The 16,954-nt window shown below is 60.5% G+C and carries 15 protein-coding genes; 12 read left to right on the top strand and 3 right to left on the bottom strand.

The genetic code is table 11. The features are described 5' to 3' along the window. Window positions 1-6: 6 nt before the first annotated feature. Window positions 7-1,545: an ArnT family glycosyltransferase gene (locus tag ACA057_RS15675; protein ID WP_497349914.1), complete on the top strand. Its 1,539-nt coding sequence runs from the start codon at window positions 7-9 to the stop codon at window positions 1,543-1,545. Between the two features lie 162 nt (window positions 1,546-1,707). On the opposite strand, the gene ACA057_RS15670 is transcribed toward ACA057_RS15675, so the two are convergent. Continuing rightward, window positions 1,708-2,673 carry a LysR family transcriptional regulator gene (locus ACA057_RS15670; RefSeq protein WP_497340188.1) on the bottom strand — a complete coding sequence of 322 codons (966 nt, stop codon included), beginning with the start codon at window positions 2,671-2,673 and terminating at the stop codon, window positions 1,708-1,710. A gap of 296 nt (window positions 2,674-2,969) precedes the next feature. Here ACA057_RS15670 and argH point away from each other — a divergent pair, with 296 nt between their 5' ends. The 11 genes from argH to ACA057_RS15615 all read left to right on the top strand — a co-directional run bounded on the left by argH (window position 2,970) and on the right by ACA057_RS15615 (window position 14,840). Then, window positions 2,970-4,397: an argininosuccinate lyase gene (gene argH / locus ACA057_RS15665; protein ID WP_497340186.1), complete on the top strand. Its 1,428-nt coding sequence runs from the start codon at window positions 2,970-2,972 to the stop codon at window positions 4,395-4,397. Between the two features lie 172 nt (window positions 4,398-4,569). Further along, complete coding sequence (locus ACA057_RS15660) at window positions 4,570-5,448, top strand: amino acid ABC transporter permease (protein ID WP_497340184.1); 879 nt, start codon at window positions 4,570-4,572, stop codon at window positions 5,446-5,448. A gap of 10 nt (window positions 5,449-5,458) precedes the next feature. Then, entirely contained in the window at window positions 5,459-6,223 is a 765-nt protein-coding gene (locus tag ACA057_RS15655; protein ID WP_497340182.1) for an amino acid ABC transporter ATP-binding protein, read from the top strand. A gap of 39 nt (window positions 6,224-6,262) precedes the next feature. After that, complete coding sequence (locus ACA057_RS15650; RefSeq protein WP_401352232.1) at window positions 6,263-7,087, top strand: ABC transporter substrate-binding protein; 825 nt, start codon at window positions 6,263-6,265, stop codon at window positions 7,085-7,087. A gap of 91 nt (window positions 7,088-7,178) precedes the next feature. Continuing rightward, a complete protein-coding gene (locus ACA057_RS15645) occupies window positions 7,179-8,027 on the top strand; it encodes a polysaccharide deacetylase family protein (protein ID WP_497340180.1) in 849 nt (282 codons plus the stop codon). Then, complete coding sequence (locus ACA057_RS15640) at window positions 8,020-8,907, top strand: polysaccharide deacetylase family protein (protein WP_497340178.1); 888 nt, start codon at window positions 8,020-8,022, stop codon at window positions 8,905-8,907. The genes ACA057_RS15645 and ACA057_RS15640 overlap by 8 nt, the downstream gene beginning before the upstream one ends. Next, complete coding sequence (locus ACA057_RS15635; RefSeq protein ID WP_497340176.1) at window positions 8,904-10,253, top strand: MmgE/PrpD family protein; 1,350 nt, start codon at window positions 8,904-8,906, stop codon at window positions 10,251-10,253. The genes ACA057_RS15640 and ACA057_RS15635 overlap by 4 nt, the downstream gene beginning before the upstream one ends. A gap of 81 nt (window positions 10,254-10,334) precedes the next feature. Beyond that, window positions 10,335-11,513 (top strand): MFS transporter, encoded by a 1,179-nt coding sequence (locus ACA057_RS15630; RefSeq protein WP_497340174.1) that lies wholly within the window; start codon window positions 10,335-10,337, stop codon window positions 11,511-11,513. 163 nt (window positions 11,514-11,676) lie between these two features. After that, on the top strand, window positions 11,677-12,384 hold the full coding sequence (locus ACA057_RS15625; protein ID WP_497340172.1) for an HPP family protein: 708 nt from the start codon (window positions 11,677-11,679) through the stop codon (window positions 12,382-12,384). A gap of 194 nt (window positions 12,385-12,578) precedes the next feature. Then, entirely contained in the window at window positions 12,579-13,685 is a 1,107-nt protein-coding gene (locus ACA057_RS15620; RefSeq protein WP_497340170.1) for an enoyl-CoA hydratase/isomerase family protein, read from the top strand. Between the two features lie 3 nt (window positions 13,686-13,688). Next, window positions 13,689-14,840 (top strand): acyl-CoA dehydrogenase family protein, encoded by a 1,152-nt coding sequence (locus tag ACA057_RS15615; RefSeq protein ID WP_401352207.1) that lies wholly within the window; start codon window positions 13,689-13,691, stop codon window positions 14,838-14,840. Between the two features lie 98 nt (window positions 14,841-14,938). Here the strand turns inward: ACA057_RS15615 and ACA057_RS15610 are convergent, their stop codons facing one another. Then, window positions 14,939-15,712, bottom strand: a complete 774-nt coding sequence (locus ACA057_RS15610; RefSeq protein WP_497340167.1) for an enoyl-CoA hydratase — start codon at window positions 15,710-15,712, stop codon at window positions 14,939-14,941. A 14-nt stretch (window positions 15,713-15,726) separates the two neighbouring features. Further along, on the bottom strand, window positions 15,727-16,854 hold the full coding sequence (locus ACA057_RS15605) for an acyl-CoA dehydrogenase (protein ID WP_497340165.1): 1,128 nt from the start codon (window positions 16,852-16,854) through the stop codon (window positions 15,727-15,729). Window positions 16,855-16,954: the final 100 nt, after the last annotated feature.

The following is a 16,954-nucleotide window of genomic DNA, read 5'->3' as shown; positions in this document are numbered from 1 at the left end:
GCGCTGTTGCTGTTCAGCGCCGGGGTATATCAGCAGGCGGTGATCGGTTTCGATTCGCGGTTTGTGCTGTTCGCCCAGGAGATGCTGCGCCACGGACCGTCGGTGTTCCCGACCACATATGGCCAGCCTTACGCCGATTATTCGGCGCTTTCGACGCTGTTCATCTGGTGCCTGTCCCAGCCGTTCGGGCAGGTCAACAGCCTGAGTGCCTGGTTGCCGAGTGCAGTCGCCGGGGCCGTGATCGTGACGTTGATGTACCGGTTGCTGGCGCCCTACTCCCGGCGCTGGGCCTTGCTGAGCATCGCCCTGATGCTGATGACCAACACCTTTGTCACCGAAACCCGTGCCGTGTCCCAGGACCTGATGCTCGCCGCGGTGGCCTTTTCGGTGTTTTACCTCGGCTATGCCGCCGATCATTTCGAGGCGAAGCACCGCTGGTTGTTGATCTTTGCCCTGTTGCTGCTGGGCTTCGGCGTTCGCGGCCCGATTGGCCTGGTGATTCCCACCGGCATGCTGTGCAGCTACTTCGTGCTTAATCGGCAGTGGCAGCGCTTGTTCGGCTTCGGCCTGACAGCCGCGGTGTTGCTGGCCGTGTGCGTGGGCGCATTGTTGTGGCTGGCCGAAACCATTGGCGGCCCGGCCTTCATGCAGGACGTGGTGCGCATGCAGTTCATGGGACGCCTGGACGGCAGCGAAGGCGTCAGTGGCTCGCTGTATTACTTCACCAGCTCGGTGGGCAACTATGCGCTGGCTTATCCGCTGGCACTGCTGGTGCTGGCAGCGGTGTGGCTGACGAATCCAAGGCCGAGCGGACCGGCGCTGCGCCTGTTGCAATACTGCACGGCGGCGGCGTTGATCGTGATGGTCGGCTTATCGATTCCCCAGGCGAAAAAGGCTCGTTACCTGCTGCCGATGCTGCCCATGGTGTCGATCATTGCCGCGTACCCGTTTCAGGGGGTGCAGGGACGGGTGTTTGGCTGGTTGCGCGCATTGATGCAAGGGCTTTGGGTGTTGATGCCGGGGCTGTTGATGGTTGGATTGCTGGTCGCCCAACGGCGTTTGCCCGAGCAATGGGTCAACCTTGCGGTGACGTTGATACTTCTTGGCGTGCTGCAAGTGATCGGGTTGCTGGTTCTTTTCAGATCGCGTTGGCGGGAAGAGACGCTGGCTGTTTGCGCGGTGCTCGCGTTGTGGTCGGTCTACATTCTGGTGTTTGAGCCGGTCGAACGTCGGCTCTACGACACGCAAACCTTCAGCCGTGCGGCCTTTGCGAGGGTTCAAAAAGATCCGGCGCCGCTGGTCATGCACGCCATGGGCAAGGATGCCAAGGCCATCAAGTTCATGGTCAATATCGAGCAGGACTTGCAGCCGGTTTTCACTGAGTCCAGCCAAGAACTGGAAAACCTTCAGGGGCCGGCGTGGTTGATGATGGACCAGAGCGATTACCGGGCTTTGAAAGACACGCCTCTGGGCAACTTGCAACCCGTGTTGAGTGGGCGTTTTGATAAAAACGATTTTGTGTTGCTGCACCTCAATCCCTTTTAGGAGTTGGCTCGCCAGCGAAGGTTGCTAACGATGACGCGTTTTAACAGGATAAACGTGGTGTATTCGAATGCTTCGCTGGCAAGCCAGCGCCTACACGCAACAAGTTAATCTTCGTCGCACATGAACAGATCGATACGGACCACATGCTGAGTGCTACAAAAATCACAGCGGCGCCTTCAAATCGACCCCCAACGCCTGGGCAAACGCCTTGACCAGCGGACTGCGCACAGTGTTATGCCGCAAGATCAGATTGAACGGCGTAACGATGCTGATCAGGTCCGGACGCACCGCCCGAAACTGCCCCTGAGCAACCATCGCCGCCGCATAATGCTGAGGCAGGAAACCCACGAAACGGCCGGTCTTGATCAACAGCGCCACAGCCTCCACCTGAGTGGCCGAGGCAGAAAAACTGTCGTAGTGGGCAAAGTTCAACTTGTCGCGGTGGATCGCATAACGGTGGTTGATACATTCATAATTCTTGAGCACATCGCTGCCCATTTCCGCGTCCGCCATCGAGAACAACGGATGACCGACCGCGCAATAAACCTCCGAGCACTCCTCGTACAACGCGTAGTAATCAAACTCTTCTCTTTTTTGATAAGCCGGCACGATCCCCGCCACTAACCGCCCCTCTACCACGCCTCTTTCCACCTCATCCAGTTGCGACGCCTGAAGTTGGAACCTTACTTTCGGTGATTCTTCATTGATTCTTCTAAGCGCAGCAACTAACGGTGAATTAACGTCGGAAATCGTATTGTCAATCACGCCCACGCCAAGGTCGCCGATAAGTTCATTCTGTGCCGAACTAAGACGATCACGAAAGTTGTCGACCGAAGCAAACAAGTCGATGGACGCCTGATACACCAGGCTACCTTCTTCGGTCAGATGAAAACCCTCCCGCCCTCGAGTACACAAGCGCATGCCGATGCGAATCTCAAGGTCGGAAATCTGTTTGCTGATGGCTGCCAGCCCCACATTCAGCTCGTTTTGGGCCGCACTGAAGCCGCCGGCCTCGACCACCGCCTTGAACACTTTGAGCAGTTTGAAGTCCAGGCCGCTGAGGGCCAGCGGTGCTCGATGTGACGTTTTCGGTGGTGGGTTTCCGGAATTGGAAAGTGGGGTTTCCATAATGCTTATTTACCTCTGACGCCCTATTCAACACTCTGTGCTCAACAACAAAAACAGTGCTGGCCAATAATAATGAACACAGAAAACCAGGCTTGGCAACCGCTAATAAATTCCGCACATCAGTGCCAACTCACTGATTTCGAACTACTAAAAGCTGACACTTCGATCAGCTCTCGCCCTTTCGCAACTGCCCTCTTGAAAACTGCTCTGACCTGACCACGCCCCCACGATTTGCGGCGCGTGTTTCAGGCCCGGCACACCGACTTCTGTTCGCTCTACCGACGAGGAAAACAACAATGTCTCAAACCACCGACCGTCTCTGGGGTGCTCGCTTCAAAAGCGGCCCGTCCGAAGCCCTGGCGGCCCTGTCCCGTTGCCCTGAGCGCTACTTCCGCCTCACCCCGTACGACCTCGCCGGTTCCAAGGCCCATGCCCGTGAACTGCAGCGCGCCGGGCTGCTGGACGAGCAAGAAACCCAGACCATGCTCGACGCCCTTGAGCGTATCGGTGACGACTTCCGCGCCGGCAGCATCGCACCGACCCTTGACGACGAAGACGTCCACACCTTCATCGAACGCCTGCTGACCGAACGCCTCGGCGCCCTCGGCGGCAAGCTGCGCGCCGGCCGTTCCCGTAACGACCAGACCGCCAACGACTTGCGTCTGTTCCTGCGTGATCACGTGCGCACCCTGGCCGTTGAAGTGCTGGCCTTGCAGCAAGCGCTGGTGGATCAAGCCGAGCAACACATCGAGAGCATCTGCCCGGGCTTCACTCACCTGCAGCAGGCCCAACCCATCGTCTTCGCTCACCATTTGCTGGCCCACGCCCAATCGATGCTGCGTGACGTGCAGCGCCTGGTGGACTGGGACGTGCGCACTTCACTGTCGCCACTCGGCGCGGCAGCCATGGCCGGTTCCGCCATCGCGCGCCTGCCGCAGCAGTCGGCCAAGGAAATGGGCTACAGCGGCGTGTGTGAAAACTCCATCGACGCTGTCGCCAGCCGCGATCACGTCGCCGAATTCCTGTTTATCGCCAGCATGCTCGGGATCAACATTTCCCGCCTCGCCGAAGAGTTTTGCCTGTGGTCGTCGCGGCAATTTCGCTGGGTGGTACTGGACGATGCCTACGCCACCGGCAGCTCGATCATGCCGCAGAAGAAGAACCCGGACATCGCCGAGTTGGCTCGTGGCAAGGCAGGTCGCCTGATCGGCAACCTGACCGGTCTGCTGTCGATCCTCAAATCCCTGCCACTGTCGTACAACCGCGACTTGAGCGAAGACAAGAACGGCGTGCTCGACAGCGTCGACACCCTGCTGCTGGTGCTGCCGGCCATGGCCGGGATGGTCGCGACCATGAAGGTCAACGTCGAAGAACTGCGTCGCCAGGCTCCGATGGGGTTCACCCTTGCCACCGAAGTCGCCGACTGGCTGGCCATGCGCGGCGTGCCGTTCAAGGAAGCGCACGAAATCACCGGCGCATTGGTCCAGGCCTGTGAGAAACACGACATCGAACTGTGGGAAGCCTCGCCGGCGCTGCTGGCCGAGATCGATCCGCGCCTGACACCCGAAGTGCGTGAGGCCCTGACCCTCGAAGCCGCTATTGCCGCCCGCAGTGGCTGGGGCGGCACCGCGCCGCAACAGGTACGCGAGCAGATCGGGCGCTTGAAAACCGCCCTCGCCGCCCAGCAGCAATGGACCGAGAACTATCAGGGCTTTCGCCTCTGAGCAAAGACACAAAACCTGTGGGAGCGGGCTTGCCCGCGATGGCGGTTTCATATTCAACATCCATGTTGACTGACCCGCCGCAATCGCGGGCAAGCCCGCTCCCACAGGGGTTGCGCTTAACCCGAAAACCATACGCGCCGCCTGTAACGAGGGCGGTGTACGGAGAAACAACATGAGCCAGACTCAGGCAGAACGACTCCAGGCGGAGCGCAAACTGGCGGACAACCAGTTCGATATCACCCAGTACCACCACGTGCCTCGGCGTTACTACGGACGGATTTTCTTCGCCACCGTGATCGTCATCGCGATTCTCGGCCTGGTGCGGGCGTTCGCCGAAGGCAAGATCGAATGGTCGTACATCGGTCAGTTCCTTACGTCCCAGGCGATTATGTGGGGCTTGCTCAACACCATCATAATGGCGGTGCTGGCGATGGCCCTGGGGATCGTCTTCGGGGTGATCACGGCGGTCATGCGCATGTCGGCCAACCCGATCCTGCGCTACGTCGCGGTGACTTACACCTGGCTGTTTCGCGGTACGCCGCTGATCCTGCAACTGCTGTTGTGGTTCAACCTGGCACTGATCTTTCCCACCATCGGCATTCCCGGCCTGTTCGAAATGGACACCGTGACCCTGATGACGCCGTTCGTGGCTGCCCTCCTCGGTTTGAGCATCAACCAGGGCGCCTACACCGCCGAAGTGGTGCGCGCCGGCCTGCTGTCGGTGGACACCGGCCAGTACGAAGCCGCCAAGTCGATCGGCATGCCACGCCTGCAAGCGCTGCGCCGAATCATTCTGCCGCAGGCCATGCGGGTGATCATTCCGCCCGTGGGCAACGAGTTCATCGGCATGGTCAAAATGACCTCGCTGGCCAGCGTCATCCAATACTCGGAACTGCTCTACAACGCCCAGAACATCTACTACGCCAACGCCCGGGTGATGGAGCTACTGATTGTCGCCGGTATCTGGTACCTGGCCACGGTTACCGTCCTGTCCTTTGGTCAAAGCCGTCTGGAGCGTCGTTTCGCTCGCGGCGCCGGCAAGCGCTCTTGAGGAACCGCACATGAGAAGCATCGTCAAGGCCGTGAGCCTGAACAAATACTACGACCAGTTCCACGCCCTCAAGGACGTCAACATCGAAGTCGAGCAAGGCGAAGTGCTGTGCATCATCGGCCCGTCCGGCTCCGGCAAAAGTACCTTGCTGCGTTGCATCAACCAGTTGGAAAAGATCGACAAGGGCGGTCTCTGGGTCGACGGCGAGCTGGTCGGTTACCGCGTCGTCGGCAACAAACTGCACGAGCTCAACGAGTCGCAGATCGCCCGTCAACGCCTGTCCACCGGCATGGTGTTCCAGCGTTTCAACCTGTTCCCGCACATGACCGTGCTGCAAAACATCATCGAAGGGCCGTGCCAGGTGCTCAAGCGTTCGCCCAAAGAGGCGCACGAAGAAGCCGTGGAATTGCTCGCCCGCGTCGGCCTGGCCGACAAGCGCAACAGCTACCCGATCGAGCTGTCGGGTGGTCAGCAACAACGCGTCGCCATTGCTCGCGCTTTGGCCATGCGGCCCAAGCTGATGCTGTTCGATGAACCCACTTCGGCACTCGACCCGGAACTGGTCGGTGAGGTGCTGTCGGTGATGCGCGATCTGGCGCAGACCGGCATGACCATGATCGTCGTCACCCATGAACTGGGCTTCGCTCGCGAGGTTTCCAACCGCATGGTGTTCATGGACGGCGGGCAGATCGTGGAGGCAGGAAGCCCCGAAGAAATACTAATAAGTCCGCAAAACCCGCGCACCCAAAGCTTCATTTCTGCCGTTCGAACCTAAGCGTCCTTTGGCGCTCACAACACTCATAAGAGAACGACCATGAAGAACTTCGTTATTCCAGCAGTACTCGCAGGCGTTATGGCATCCGGCTTCACTTTCGCCGCCGAATTGCCGGCCAGCATCAAGGCCAAGGGCGAGGTCGTCGTAGCGATCATGCCGAACTACCCGCCGATGGATTTCAAGGACCCGGCCACCAACACGCTGACGGGGCTCGACTATGACCTGGGCAACGCCCTGGCCGAACGTCTGGGCGTAAAGATCAAATGGCAGGAAACCGGCTTCGAACAAATGATCAACGCATTGACCACCGACCGTGTGGACATGGTCATGTCGGGCATGACCGACACCGCCGAGCGTCAGGCCAGCGTGACCTTCGTCGACTACTTCACCAGCGGTCCGCAGTTCTACACCTTGCAGAAAAACAAGGACTTCAACGAGATCATTGATCTGTGCGGCAAGAAAGTCGGCACCAGCCGCCGCACCACCTTCCCGGCGGAAATCGCCGAGTGGAGCAAGGCCAATTGCGAAGCCGCCGGTAAGCCAGCGATCAACGTGATCGGCACTGAAGGCTCGGCCGATGCCCGTGCGCAACTGCGCCAGAGCCGTATCGATGCCGCCATGCAGGGCAGCGAAACCTTGTCGTACCTCAAAACCCAGGAAAAGGACATGTACAAGACCGTGGGCTTGCCGATTTCCGAGCAGTTCACCGGACTGGGCGTGAGCAAGAAAAAGCCTGAGTTGAGCGAAGCGTTGAAGGTTGCGTTGCAGAGCATGATCGACGATGGCACCTATCAGACCATCCTGAAGAAGTGGGACCTGGAGTTGGGGGCGATCAAGACCGTAACCATCAACGCCGGCAAGTAATCGCGCAGGCGACCCGAATCCAATGTGGGAGCGAGCCTGCTCGCTCCCACAGGGGTCGGGTGTTTACTTGAAGATAACTGGAGCACCACCGATGTCCTCCTCACCCCAACCCACCTGGCCCGGCCAGCACAAAGCCTGTCTGGCCCTGGCCTTCGACCTTGATGGGCCGACCGGCGATGCCATGCTCAACGGCTCGATCTGGCGCAAGCCCGAGTACTTCGGTTTCGGCGGTTATGGCCCTTACCGGGCGTTGCCGCGAATCCTCGATCTGCTCGACGAGTTCCGCATCCCGACCACGTTTTTCGTCCCGGCCTGGGTCGTGGAGAACTGGCCGAAACAGTGCCAGTCGATTGTCGAGCGCGGGCATGAAGTGGCGTACCACGGCTACAAACACGAATCCTTTTACGCCCTGACGCTGGAACAGCAAAAGGACGTAATGAATAAATCTCGCGAGGTGTTCTGGAACCACCTGAACATCCGCGCCGAAGGCTTTCGCACCCCGTCCGGCGACTGGCGCGCCGAAACCCCGGCGATGCTGGTGGAAGCCGGCGTCACCTATTCCAGCAGCATGCGCGGCGATGACCGGCCTTATCTGGTCAATGTCCCCGGCTTCGACACGCCGCTGGTGGAAATCCCCGGCCGCTGGGAAATGGACGACTACGCCTCCCTCGCCTACACCCGCGCACCGAACTTTCCTTCGGGGCTCGACCGCACCGCCAGCTACGAACTGACCCTCGACAACTGGTGCCGCGAATACGACGGCGCGATGAACGAAGGGCTGTGCCTGACCACCCTGTTCCACCCCAAGATCACCGGCAAACCGGGACGCATCCTGTTGCTGGAAAAACTCTTCGAACACATGCGCCAGCGTGATGACGTGTGGTTCGCCACTTGCCGCGATGTCGCCCAGTGGTGGCTCAAGGAGCATCACCATGGCTGATTCCACTGTCTGGCCCAAAGGCTACCGTTGCGCCGTGGTGCTGACCGTCGATTACAACGACATCCACGGCATTCTCACCCAGGCCCCGGAAGTGGCGGGACGCGACAAGACCCTGTCGGTCTGGCGCTATGGCAGCCAACGCGGCGTCGAGCGTTTGCTCGGTTTGTTCGCAGAACTGGGGGTTTGCAGCAGTTGGTGCATTCCCGGCATCGTCGCCGAAGAAAACCCGGAACACATCCGCGCAATCCAGGCCGGCGGGCACGAAATTGCCTGCGCAGGCTATCGCCATCAGAACTACGACACCCTCGACCTGGCCGCGCAGAGCGCCGACATCGCCAAGGGCTGCGAAGCCTTGACGGCGCTGACCGGCCAGCGTCCGACCGGGTTTCGCATCCCGGCCGGCAACGGTGCACCCGGTTTTATCGAGGCATTGAAGGATCACGGCATTCGCTGGTCGTCGTCCTGGCGCGGCGATGATTTGCCGTTCGCTCACCCGACCGCGCCCGAAGTGATCGAACTGCCGTTGCACTACGAACTGGAAGACGAACCCTACTTCGCCTTCAACCTCAGTCCCGCCGTGCCACCCGCGCAATCGCGGATCGCCTCTTACAGCCATACCTTGGGCAACCTGCAAATGGACTTCGCCGGGTTTCACCGGTTCGGGCTGTGTTATGTGCTGCGCCTGCACCCGGAAATCATTGCCACGCCGGGGCGCATTGGGGTGTTGCGCGAGTTGCTTGAGGGCATTCAACAGCACGATGACGTGTGGATCGCCACCGGGGCCGAAGTCGCGCAATGGTGGGCGGATTCGGCGGCAACCGTCACCGAGGATCATCCGGCGGCGGTGTATGAGCGGCATTATCGGGATTACAGCGTATGACTGAGCGGATGCAGCGACTGGCGCAGTTTTGCGTCGACTTGCGATTTGAAGACTTGCCACCGGCATTGGTGGCGCAAACCAAACGGCACATTCTCGACACCTTCGGCGCGACCTTGGCCGGGGCTGATAGCGAGGTGGCGAAACAGGCACGCCAAGTGTTCGACGGCGAAACCGGCAGCACGTTGGTCTGGGGCACTGATCTGCGCGTTGGTGCCGCCCAGGCTGCAATGCTCAACGGCGTCGCGGCGCATGCCCTGGAACTCGACGACACCGGTGGCTGCGATCATTCCGGCGCTGTGGTGCTGCCAGCGGTCATGGCCGCCGTATCGATGTCGACGAAACCGGTGGGCGGTCGTGAGTTCATCACGGCCGTGGTGATCGGCTACGAAGTCGGTCGCCGGGTGCTCGAAGCCTGCGGCGGTTACTCGGCGCACAACGGTGCCGGATGGCATTCCACGGCGACCTGCGGTGTGTTCGGTGCAGCGGCGGCGAGTGCGCGGATTCTCGGCTTGAATGCCGAACAAACGATGTCGGCGTTGGGCATCGCCGGCAGTTTTAGCGGCGGCTTGTGGGCCTTTATCCACGATGGCTCACAAAGCAAAAAACTGCACAGCGGTCGTGCGGCCGAAGGCGGATTGCTGGCGACGCGGTTTGCCCAGCGAGGCATCACCGGGCCGACGAAGTTGTTTGATGACGTCTGGGGCGGCTTTTTGAGAACCCTGGCCGGTGTGACGTCGCAACCGCAAGCGCTGGATGTCGACCTGGGCGTGGTGTGGAAACTTGCCCGCTGCTCGATCAAACCGTACGCCGCGTGCCGGGGGACTCATTCGGCGATCGACGCCTTGGGGCTGTTGCTTGATCAACTGAGCATCGACACGGACCAGGTCGAGGATGTTCAGGTGTCGTTGTGCGGGTTTCTGCAGGACATGTGCGGTGGCCGCGACGTGAGTACGCTGGCGGCGGCGCAGATGAGCCTGCCGTATGCCCTCGCGGCGCGGCTGGTCCATGGCCATTGCCGGTTGGAGGCTTATGACGAGGCGCAGCGCAGCGATCCGCGGATTGGCCAGTGGATGTCGCGCATTCGTCTTGATGTGGACTCGCAACTGTCAGAGGATGGCGAGCCGCTGGTGAGCGTGCGGACCGTGGACGGTCGGCAGGCGGGCCTGTGCGTCGATCCACCCTTGGGGGCTCCGGGGAATCCGCTGAGTGATGAGGCGCTCGAAGAGAAGTTTTTCAGTCTGGCGGTGCGGGTGATGCCGCGGTTGCAGGCGGAGGAATTGCTTGAACAGTTGTGGAAGCTGGAAGCGCTTGAATCGGTTGGCTCTCTCGATCGGTGGTTGACTTGAGTCTTGCATTGCCTGGACTGGCCTCTTCGCGAGCAACCCGGTACACCGTCGAACACCCAAAATAAGGACATTTGCCCCACCGTGGCCACTTACTCACTCGTTATCCGCCGCTTGATGATCGTTTCGCTGACCATCGTCGTCAGCCGTGCCATCACCAGCCCGTTGCTCACGCTGTTCCTGAGCAACAAACTCGGCCTCAACCAACAGGACGTTGGCTTGCTGTTGGGCATCGCGGTGTTCATCGCCACCCTGCTCGCCCTCTACGGCGGCTACATCATCGACCGCCTGGAAAAACGTCGGCTGCTGATCCTGGCCATGCTCTCCAGCGCCATCGGTTTCGTGTTGCTGACCTTCGCCTCGAACCTTTACCTGACCACCGCCACCCTGGTGATCACCGAAACCGCTTCGGCCTTGTTCCTGATCGGGTCAAAAGCGATCCTCAGCGAAAACCTGCCCATGGGCCAGCGCGCCAAGGCGTTTTCCCTGCGCTACACCCTGACCAACATCGGTTACGCCACCGGGCCGATGCTCGGCGTGGTGATTGCCGGCGTGTACCCGATTGCGCCGTTCCTGATTGCCGGCGGCATCGCGTTTTTCAGCATCTTCCTGATGATCGGGATTCCCAAAGACTCGGCCCAGACGCCCGTGGTCGGCCAGCCGCCAAGTTTCCTCAAGACCCTGGTGACCCTGAAAAACGACCGCACCCTGATCATGTTCACTTGCGGCTGTTTGCTCAGCACCGTGGTCCACGGGCGATTCACCCTGTACCTGTCGCAATACCTGCTGGTGACCCACGACTCCAAGCGCGCCCTGGAAACCATGGCCGCGCTGCTCGCCTGCAACGCCATCAGCGTGATCCTGCTGCAATACCAGATCGGCCGTTTCCTCAAGCGTGAGCAACTGCGCTACTGGATTGCCGGCGGCACCAGCCTGTTCATCGTCGGGCTGATCGGTTTCAGTCTGGCCGACAGCCTGGTGAGCTGGTGCGTGGCGATGTTCATCTTCACCCTCGGTGAAATGATCATTTACCCCGCCGAATTCCTCTTCGTCGATACCCTCGCCCCGGAAGAACTGCGCGGCAGCTATTACGGCGCGCAAAACCTCGCCGCACTCGGCGGCGCCCTGAGCCCGGTGATTTGCGGTTTCCTGTTGATGCACACCCCCGCGCCGACCATGTTTTATGCCTTGAGCGCGCTCACCGCCATGGGCGGTTTCCTGTGTTTCATGAGTGGCCGGCGGGTGGCGATGCAGCAAAAATAATGCATTGAAACTGCATTAATATGAATTTGTCAGCATCGAAATAGGACGGCACACTGTGGTTGTTCCTCCCCCAATAGTTGGAACACCTTCAAGGGCTTTCTGGGTATCCCCGGCAAGCCCTTTTTTTGCCTAGGTTTTTTTTATTAACGGATCGGTTTTTATCATGCTCGCTCGCTGGTTACCCGCCGCCATCAACACCCGCCCCTCGGAATGGAGCCGCGCGGCCATTGGCATGTCCCTGGGCACGCTGTTCAGCGTCTGGCTTTGCGCTCAGGTGTTTGGCATGGAAGTGGCCCAGCACCTGGTCGGCCCATTGGGGGCGTCGGCGGTGCTGTTGTTCGCCGTGTCGTCCGGCGCCCTCGCCCAGCCGTGGTCGATTCTGGGTGGCTACCTCTGCGCCGGGGTGGTTTCGCTGCTGGTGGCTCACGTGCTTGGGCGGACTTTGGGCAGCGCCTGCCTGGCGGCCGGCATGGCGCTGATTCTGATGTGCTGGCTGCGTTGCCTGCACCCGCCGGCCGGAGCATTGGCGTTGCTGCTGGTGTTGGCCGACCCGGCGACCATTGCCATGGACTGGAAAGCCCTCGGCCCGGTGATGCTCAGTGCATCGACCATGCTGCTCAGCGCCCTGGTCTTCAATAACCTGACGCGCATTCGTTACCCCAAGCGCGCCAGCGAAACGGTTGCCGTGATACCGGCCGATCATCCTCCCATCGACAGCCAGGCCATTACCGCCCAGGACTTGAAACTGGCGCTGGCGGACATGGAAGCGTTCTTCGATGTCACCCCCGAAGACCTGGAGCAACTGATCCACGCCAGTGAAATGCACGCCAAGCGGCGTAGCATCAGCGAAGTGCTCAGCAGCAGAACCTGAACGCGCCCACGCACCTGCTACGGGCTTGCTTTTGCGCCTTTCTTCGCCACGCGCACGCCCGGCATCGGCCATGCAAAAATGCATAGCCAAGCTGCACTTATCCGGGTTGTACATCACAAATTTGCACTGGTACGATCCCTCATCGCTCGCGCGCGAGCTTCTCTATAAAGAACAATAAAAGCAGGGAGTTAGTGATGGCTGCTCAGGTTTTATCGAAGGGGACTTCGTCCATGGATGCCACGCAAAACGAAGTGCTGGCCGAGGTTCGCAACCACATCGGTCACCTGACCCTCAATCGCCCCGCCGGCCTCAATGCCATTACCCTGGACATGGTGCGCAGCCTGCAACGTCAGCTCGATGCCTGGTCGCAGGATTCGCACGTGCATGCGGTGGTGTTACGCGGTGCCGGCGAGAAAGCCTTCTGTGCCGGTGGCGATATCCGCTCGCTGTATGACAGCTATAAAAGCGGCGACACGTTGCACCAGGATTTCTTCGTCGAGGAATACGCCCTCGACCTCGCGATCCACCATTACCGCAAACCGGTGCTGGCCTTGATGGACGGTTTTGTCCTCGGCGGCGGCATGGGCCTGGTGCAAGGCGCCGACCTGCGAGTGGTCACCGAGAAAAGCCGCCTGGCGATGCCGGAAGTCGGCATCGGTTATTTCCCGGACGTCGGTGGCAGCCACTTCCTGTCGCGCGTGCCTGGCGAACTGGGGATTTACCTCGGCGTCAGCGGCGTGCAGATTCGCGCCGCCGACGCGCTCTATTGCGGCCTGGCCGACTGGTACCTGGACAGCGCCAAACTGGGCATGCTGGACGAGCAACTCGACCAGTTGCAATGGCACGATTCGCCGCTCAAGGACCTTCAAGGCCTGCTGGCACAACTCGCCGTGCAACAGTTACCCGACGCTCCATTGATTGCGCTACGCCCGGCCATCGATCACTTCTTCGCCCTGCCCGACGTGCCGAGTATTGTTGAGCAACTGCGAGCCGTCACCGTCGCCGACAGCCATGAATGGGCGATCGCCACCGCCGACCTGCTGGAAAGCCGTTCGCCGCTGGCAATGGCCGTGACCCTGGAAATGCTGCGGCGCGGTCGGCACCTGGACCTGGAAAACTGCTTCGCCCTTGAGCTGCACCTGGACCGCCAGTGGTTCGAGCGCGGCGACCTGATCGAAGGCGTGCGTGCCTTGCTGATCGACAAAGACAAGAACCCGCGCTGGAACCCGCCGACCTTGCAGGCGCTGGATGCCGAGCACGTCGCGAGTTTCTTCACCGGGTTCAACCACAGCGGGAGCTGAGCCATGCACGATATCGAATTGAGCGAAGAGCAAGTGATGATCCGCGACATGGCCCGGGACTTTGCCCGTGGCGAAATCGCGCCCCACGCCCAGGCTTGGGAAAAGGCTGGCTGGATCGACGACGGCCTGGTGGCGAAGATGGGCGAACTGGGCCTGCTGGGCATGGTGGTGCCTGAAGAGTGGGGCGGCACCTATGTCGACTACGTCGCCTACGCTCTGGCGGTGGAAGAGATTTCGGCCGGTGACGGCGCCACCGGCGCACTGATGAGCATCCACAACTCGGTGGGTTGCGGGCCGGTGCTCAACTACGGCACTGACGAACAGAAACAGACCTGGTTGCCCGACCTGGCCAGCGGCCAGGCCATCGGCTGCTTCTGCCTGACCGAACCCCAGGCCGGTTCCGAAGCGCATAACCTGCGCACCCGCGCCGAACTGCGCGACGGTCAGTGGGTGATCAACGGCGCCAAGCAATTCGTCAGCAACGGCAAACGGGCGAAACTGGCGATCGTATTTGCCGTGACCGACCCGGACCTGGGCAAGCGTGGCATCTCGGCGTTTCTGGTGCCGACCGATACCGCAGGCTTCATCGTTGATCGCACCGAACACAAGATGGGCATCCGCGCATCTGACACCTGTGCAGTGACCCTGAGTAATTGCACGATTCCTGAAGCCAACCTGCTGGGTGAGCGCGGCAAGGGGCTGGCGATTGCCTTGTCGAACCTCGAAGGCGGCCGCATCGGCATCGCGGCACAGGCGCTCGGTATTGCCCGCGCGGCGTTCGAAGCAGCGCTGGCCTACTCGCGGGATCGGGTGCAGTTCGACAAGCCGATCATCGAGCACCAGAGCATTGCGAATATGCTGGCGGACATGCACACCCGGTTGAACGCGGCACGGCTACTGATCTTGCACGCGGCGCGGTTGCGCAGTGCCGGCAAGCCGTGTCTGTCCGAGGCTTCGCAGGCCAAGCTGTTTGCATCGGAAATGGCCGAGAAGGTCTGCTCGTCAGCGATGCAGATTCATGGCGGGTATGGGTATCTGGAGGATTACCCGGTCGAGCGTTACTACCGGGATGCGCGGATTACGCAGATTTATGAAGGGTCGAGCGAGATTCAGCGGATGGTGATCGCCCGTGAGTTGAAAAATTATCTGGTGTGATGCCTAAAAGCTTCGCGGGCAAGCCTCGCTCCTACAGGGGAATGCGTATCCTTGTAGGAGCGAGGCTTGCCCGCGAAGGCGTCAATCAAAACGCCGTATTACTTCCCGACGAACTCCGCCTCACGCTTGGCAATAAACGCCGCCATCCCTTCCTTCTGATCCTGTGTCGCAAACGCCGCATGGAACACCCGACGTTCAAAGCGCACGCCTTCCGACAGGCTCACTTCAAACGCACGGTTTACGCTTTCCTTGATCATCATCGCGATTGGCAACGACTTCTTGGCAATCAACGCCGCGACTTTCAGCGCCTCGTCCAGCAACTCATCCGCCGGCACGATCCGCGCGACAATCCCGCAGCGCTCCGCTTCCACCGCATCGATCAGTCGACCGCTCAGGCACATTTCCATGGCCTTGGCCTTGCCCACTGCGCGGGTCAGGCGCTGGGTGCCGCCCATGCCTGGCAGTACGCCGAGGTTGATTTCCGGCTGACCGAATTTGGCGTTGTCGCCGGCCAGAATGAAGTCGCACATCAGCGCCAGTTCACAACCACCGCCCAAGGCAAAACCGTTGACGGCCGCGATGATCGGCTTGCGCCGGTTGGCCACGCGATCGCTGTCGCTGAACAGGTCGTCGAGGTAGATCTGCGGATAGGTCAGCTCGGCCATTTCCTTGATGTCGGCGCCGGCGGCGAAGGCTTTTTTCGAGCCGGTCAGCACGATGCAGCCAATGTTCGAATCGGCTTCCAGGCCATCAAGGGCGTGGTTCAATTCGCTGACGATTTGCGCGTTCAACGCGTTCAAGGCTTGCGGACGGTTGAGGGTAATCAGGCCCACTCGACCGTGGGTTTCCAACAAAATCGTTTCGTAACTCACAGATGGACTCCTTCTCAAAGATTGCGCGAAATAACCATACGCTGAATATCGCTGGTGCCTTCGTAGATCTGGCAGACCCGGACGTCGCGGTAGATCCGCTCCAGTGGAAAATCGTTCAAGTAACCGTAACCGCCGAGGGTTTGCAACGCCGAGGAGCAGACTTTCTCAGCCATTTCCGAGGCGAACAGCTTGGCCATCGACGCTTCGACCAGCGCCGGTTTGCCGCTGTCTCTCAGCGCCGCCGCGTAATGCACCATCTGCCGGGCCACAGCGATCTGGGTCGCCATGTCCGCCAGACGGAATGCGACGGCCTGGTGTTCGATGATCGGCTTGCCGAAGCTTTCACGTTCGCGAGCGTAGTCGCGGGCAGCTTCGAACGCGGCGCGGGCCATGCCCACTGATTGCGAAGCGATGCCGACACGGCCGCCTTCGAGGTTGGCCAGGGCAATTCGATAACCTTCGCCCTCCTCGCCCAACCGGTTGGCCACCGGCACTTTCACGTCCTCGAACAGGATCTGGCAGGTGTCGGAGGCATGCTGGCCGAGTTTGTCTTCGACCCGCGCGACTTTGTAGCCGGGCGAATCGGTGGGCACGATCAGTGCGGTGATCCCGCGTTTACCGGCACTTGGGTCGGTCACGGCGAACACGATCACCACACCGGCATTCTGCCCGGAGGTGATGAACTGTTTGCAGCCGTTGAGCACGTAGTGATCGCCGTTCAACCTGGCGCGGGTCTTCAGGCCGCTGGCATCGGAGCCGGCCTGGGGTTCGGTCAACGCAAAGGCGCCGAGCATCGAACCGCTGGCCAATGGCTTGAGGAAGCGTTCTTTCTGTTCGTCGGTGCCGTACTTGAGGATCGGCACGCAACCCACCGAGTTGTGCACGCTCATGATGGTCGAGCAGGCGCCGTCACCGGCGGCGATTTCTTCCAGGGCCATGGCGTAGGCCAGGTAACCGGTGTTGCAACCGCCCCACTCTTCCGGCACCAACATGCCGAAGAAACCCAGTTCGGCCATCTCGCCGATGGCTTCCTTGGGGAAACGGTGTTCGCGGTCCCATTCAGCGGCGAACGGTTTCAGCCGTTCCTGAGCGAACTGCCGAGCCGCGTCGCTGATTTGCAGTTGTTCGTCATTGGGAATCATGGTGAATCCTTAAATCCAGTTACGACGCAAACCCTGTGGGAGCCAGCCTGCTGGCGATAGCGTCGTGTCAGTCAATGCCTGTTTTTATGACACACAGTCA

The organism is Pseudomonas sp. LBUM1661 (genome assembly GCF_059695925.1).
This window is presented reverse-complemented; position numbering and strand designations above follow the sequence as displayed.

Excerpts from the sequence above, each read along its gene's own strand:
- ACA057_RS15670 (WP_497340188.1), bottom strand. The coding sequence starts at position 2,673 with ATGGAAACCCCACTTTCCAATTCCGGAAACCCACCACCGAAAACGTCA.
- argH (WP_497340186.1), top strand. The coding sequence starts at position 2,970 with ATGTCTCAAACCACCGACCGTCTCTGGGGTGCTCGCTTCAAAAGCGGC.
- ACA057_RS15660 (WP_497340184.1), top strand. The coding sequence starts at position 4,570 with ATGAGCCAGACTCAGGCAGAACGACTCCAGGCGGAGCGCAAACTGGCG.
- ACA057_RS15655 (WP_497340182.1), top strand. The coding sequence starts at position 5,459 with ATGAGAAGCATCGTCAAGGCCGTGAGCCTGAACAAATACTACGACCAG.
- ACA057_RS15650 (WP_401352232.1), top strand. The coding sequence starts at position 6,263 with ATGAAGAACTTCGTTATTCCAGCAGTACTCGCAGGCGTTATGGCATCC.
- ACA057_RS15645 (WP_497340180.1), top strand. The coding sequence starts at position 7,179 with ATGTCCTCCTCACCCCAACCCACCTGGCCCGGCCAGCACAAAGCCTGT.
- ACA057_RS15640 (WP_497340178.1), top strand. The coding sequence starts at position 8,020 with ATGGCTGATTCCACTGTCTGGCCCAAAGGCTACCGTTGCGCCGTGGTG.
- ACA057_RS15635 (WP_497340176.1), top strand. The coding sequence starts at position 8,904 with ATGACTGAGCGGATGCAGCGACTGGCGCAGTTTTGCGTCGACTTGCGA.
- ACA057_RS15625 (WP_497340172.1), top strand. The coding sequence starts at position 11,677 with ATGCTCGCTCGCTGGTTACCCGCCGCCATCAACACCCGCCCCTCGGAA.
- ACA057_RS15620 (WP_497340170.1), top strand. The coding sequence starts at position 12,579 with ATGGCTGCTCAGGTTTTATCGAAGGGGACTTCGTCCATGGATGCCACG.
- ACA057_RS15615 (WP_401352207.1), top strand. The coding sequence starts at position 13,689 with ATGCACGATATCGAATTGAGCGAAGAGCAAGTGATGATCCGCGACATG.
- ACA057_RS15605 (WP_497340165.1), bottom strand. The coding sequence starts at position 16,854 with ATGATTCCCAATGACGAACAACTGCAAATCAGCGACGCGGCTCGGCAG.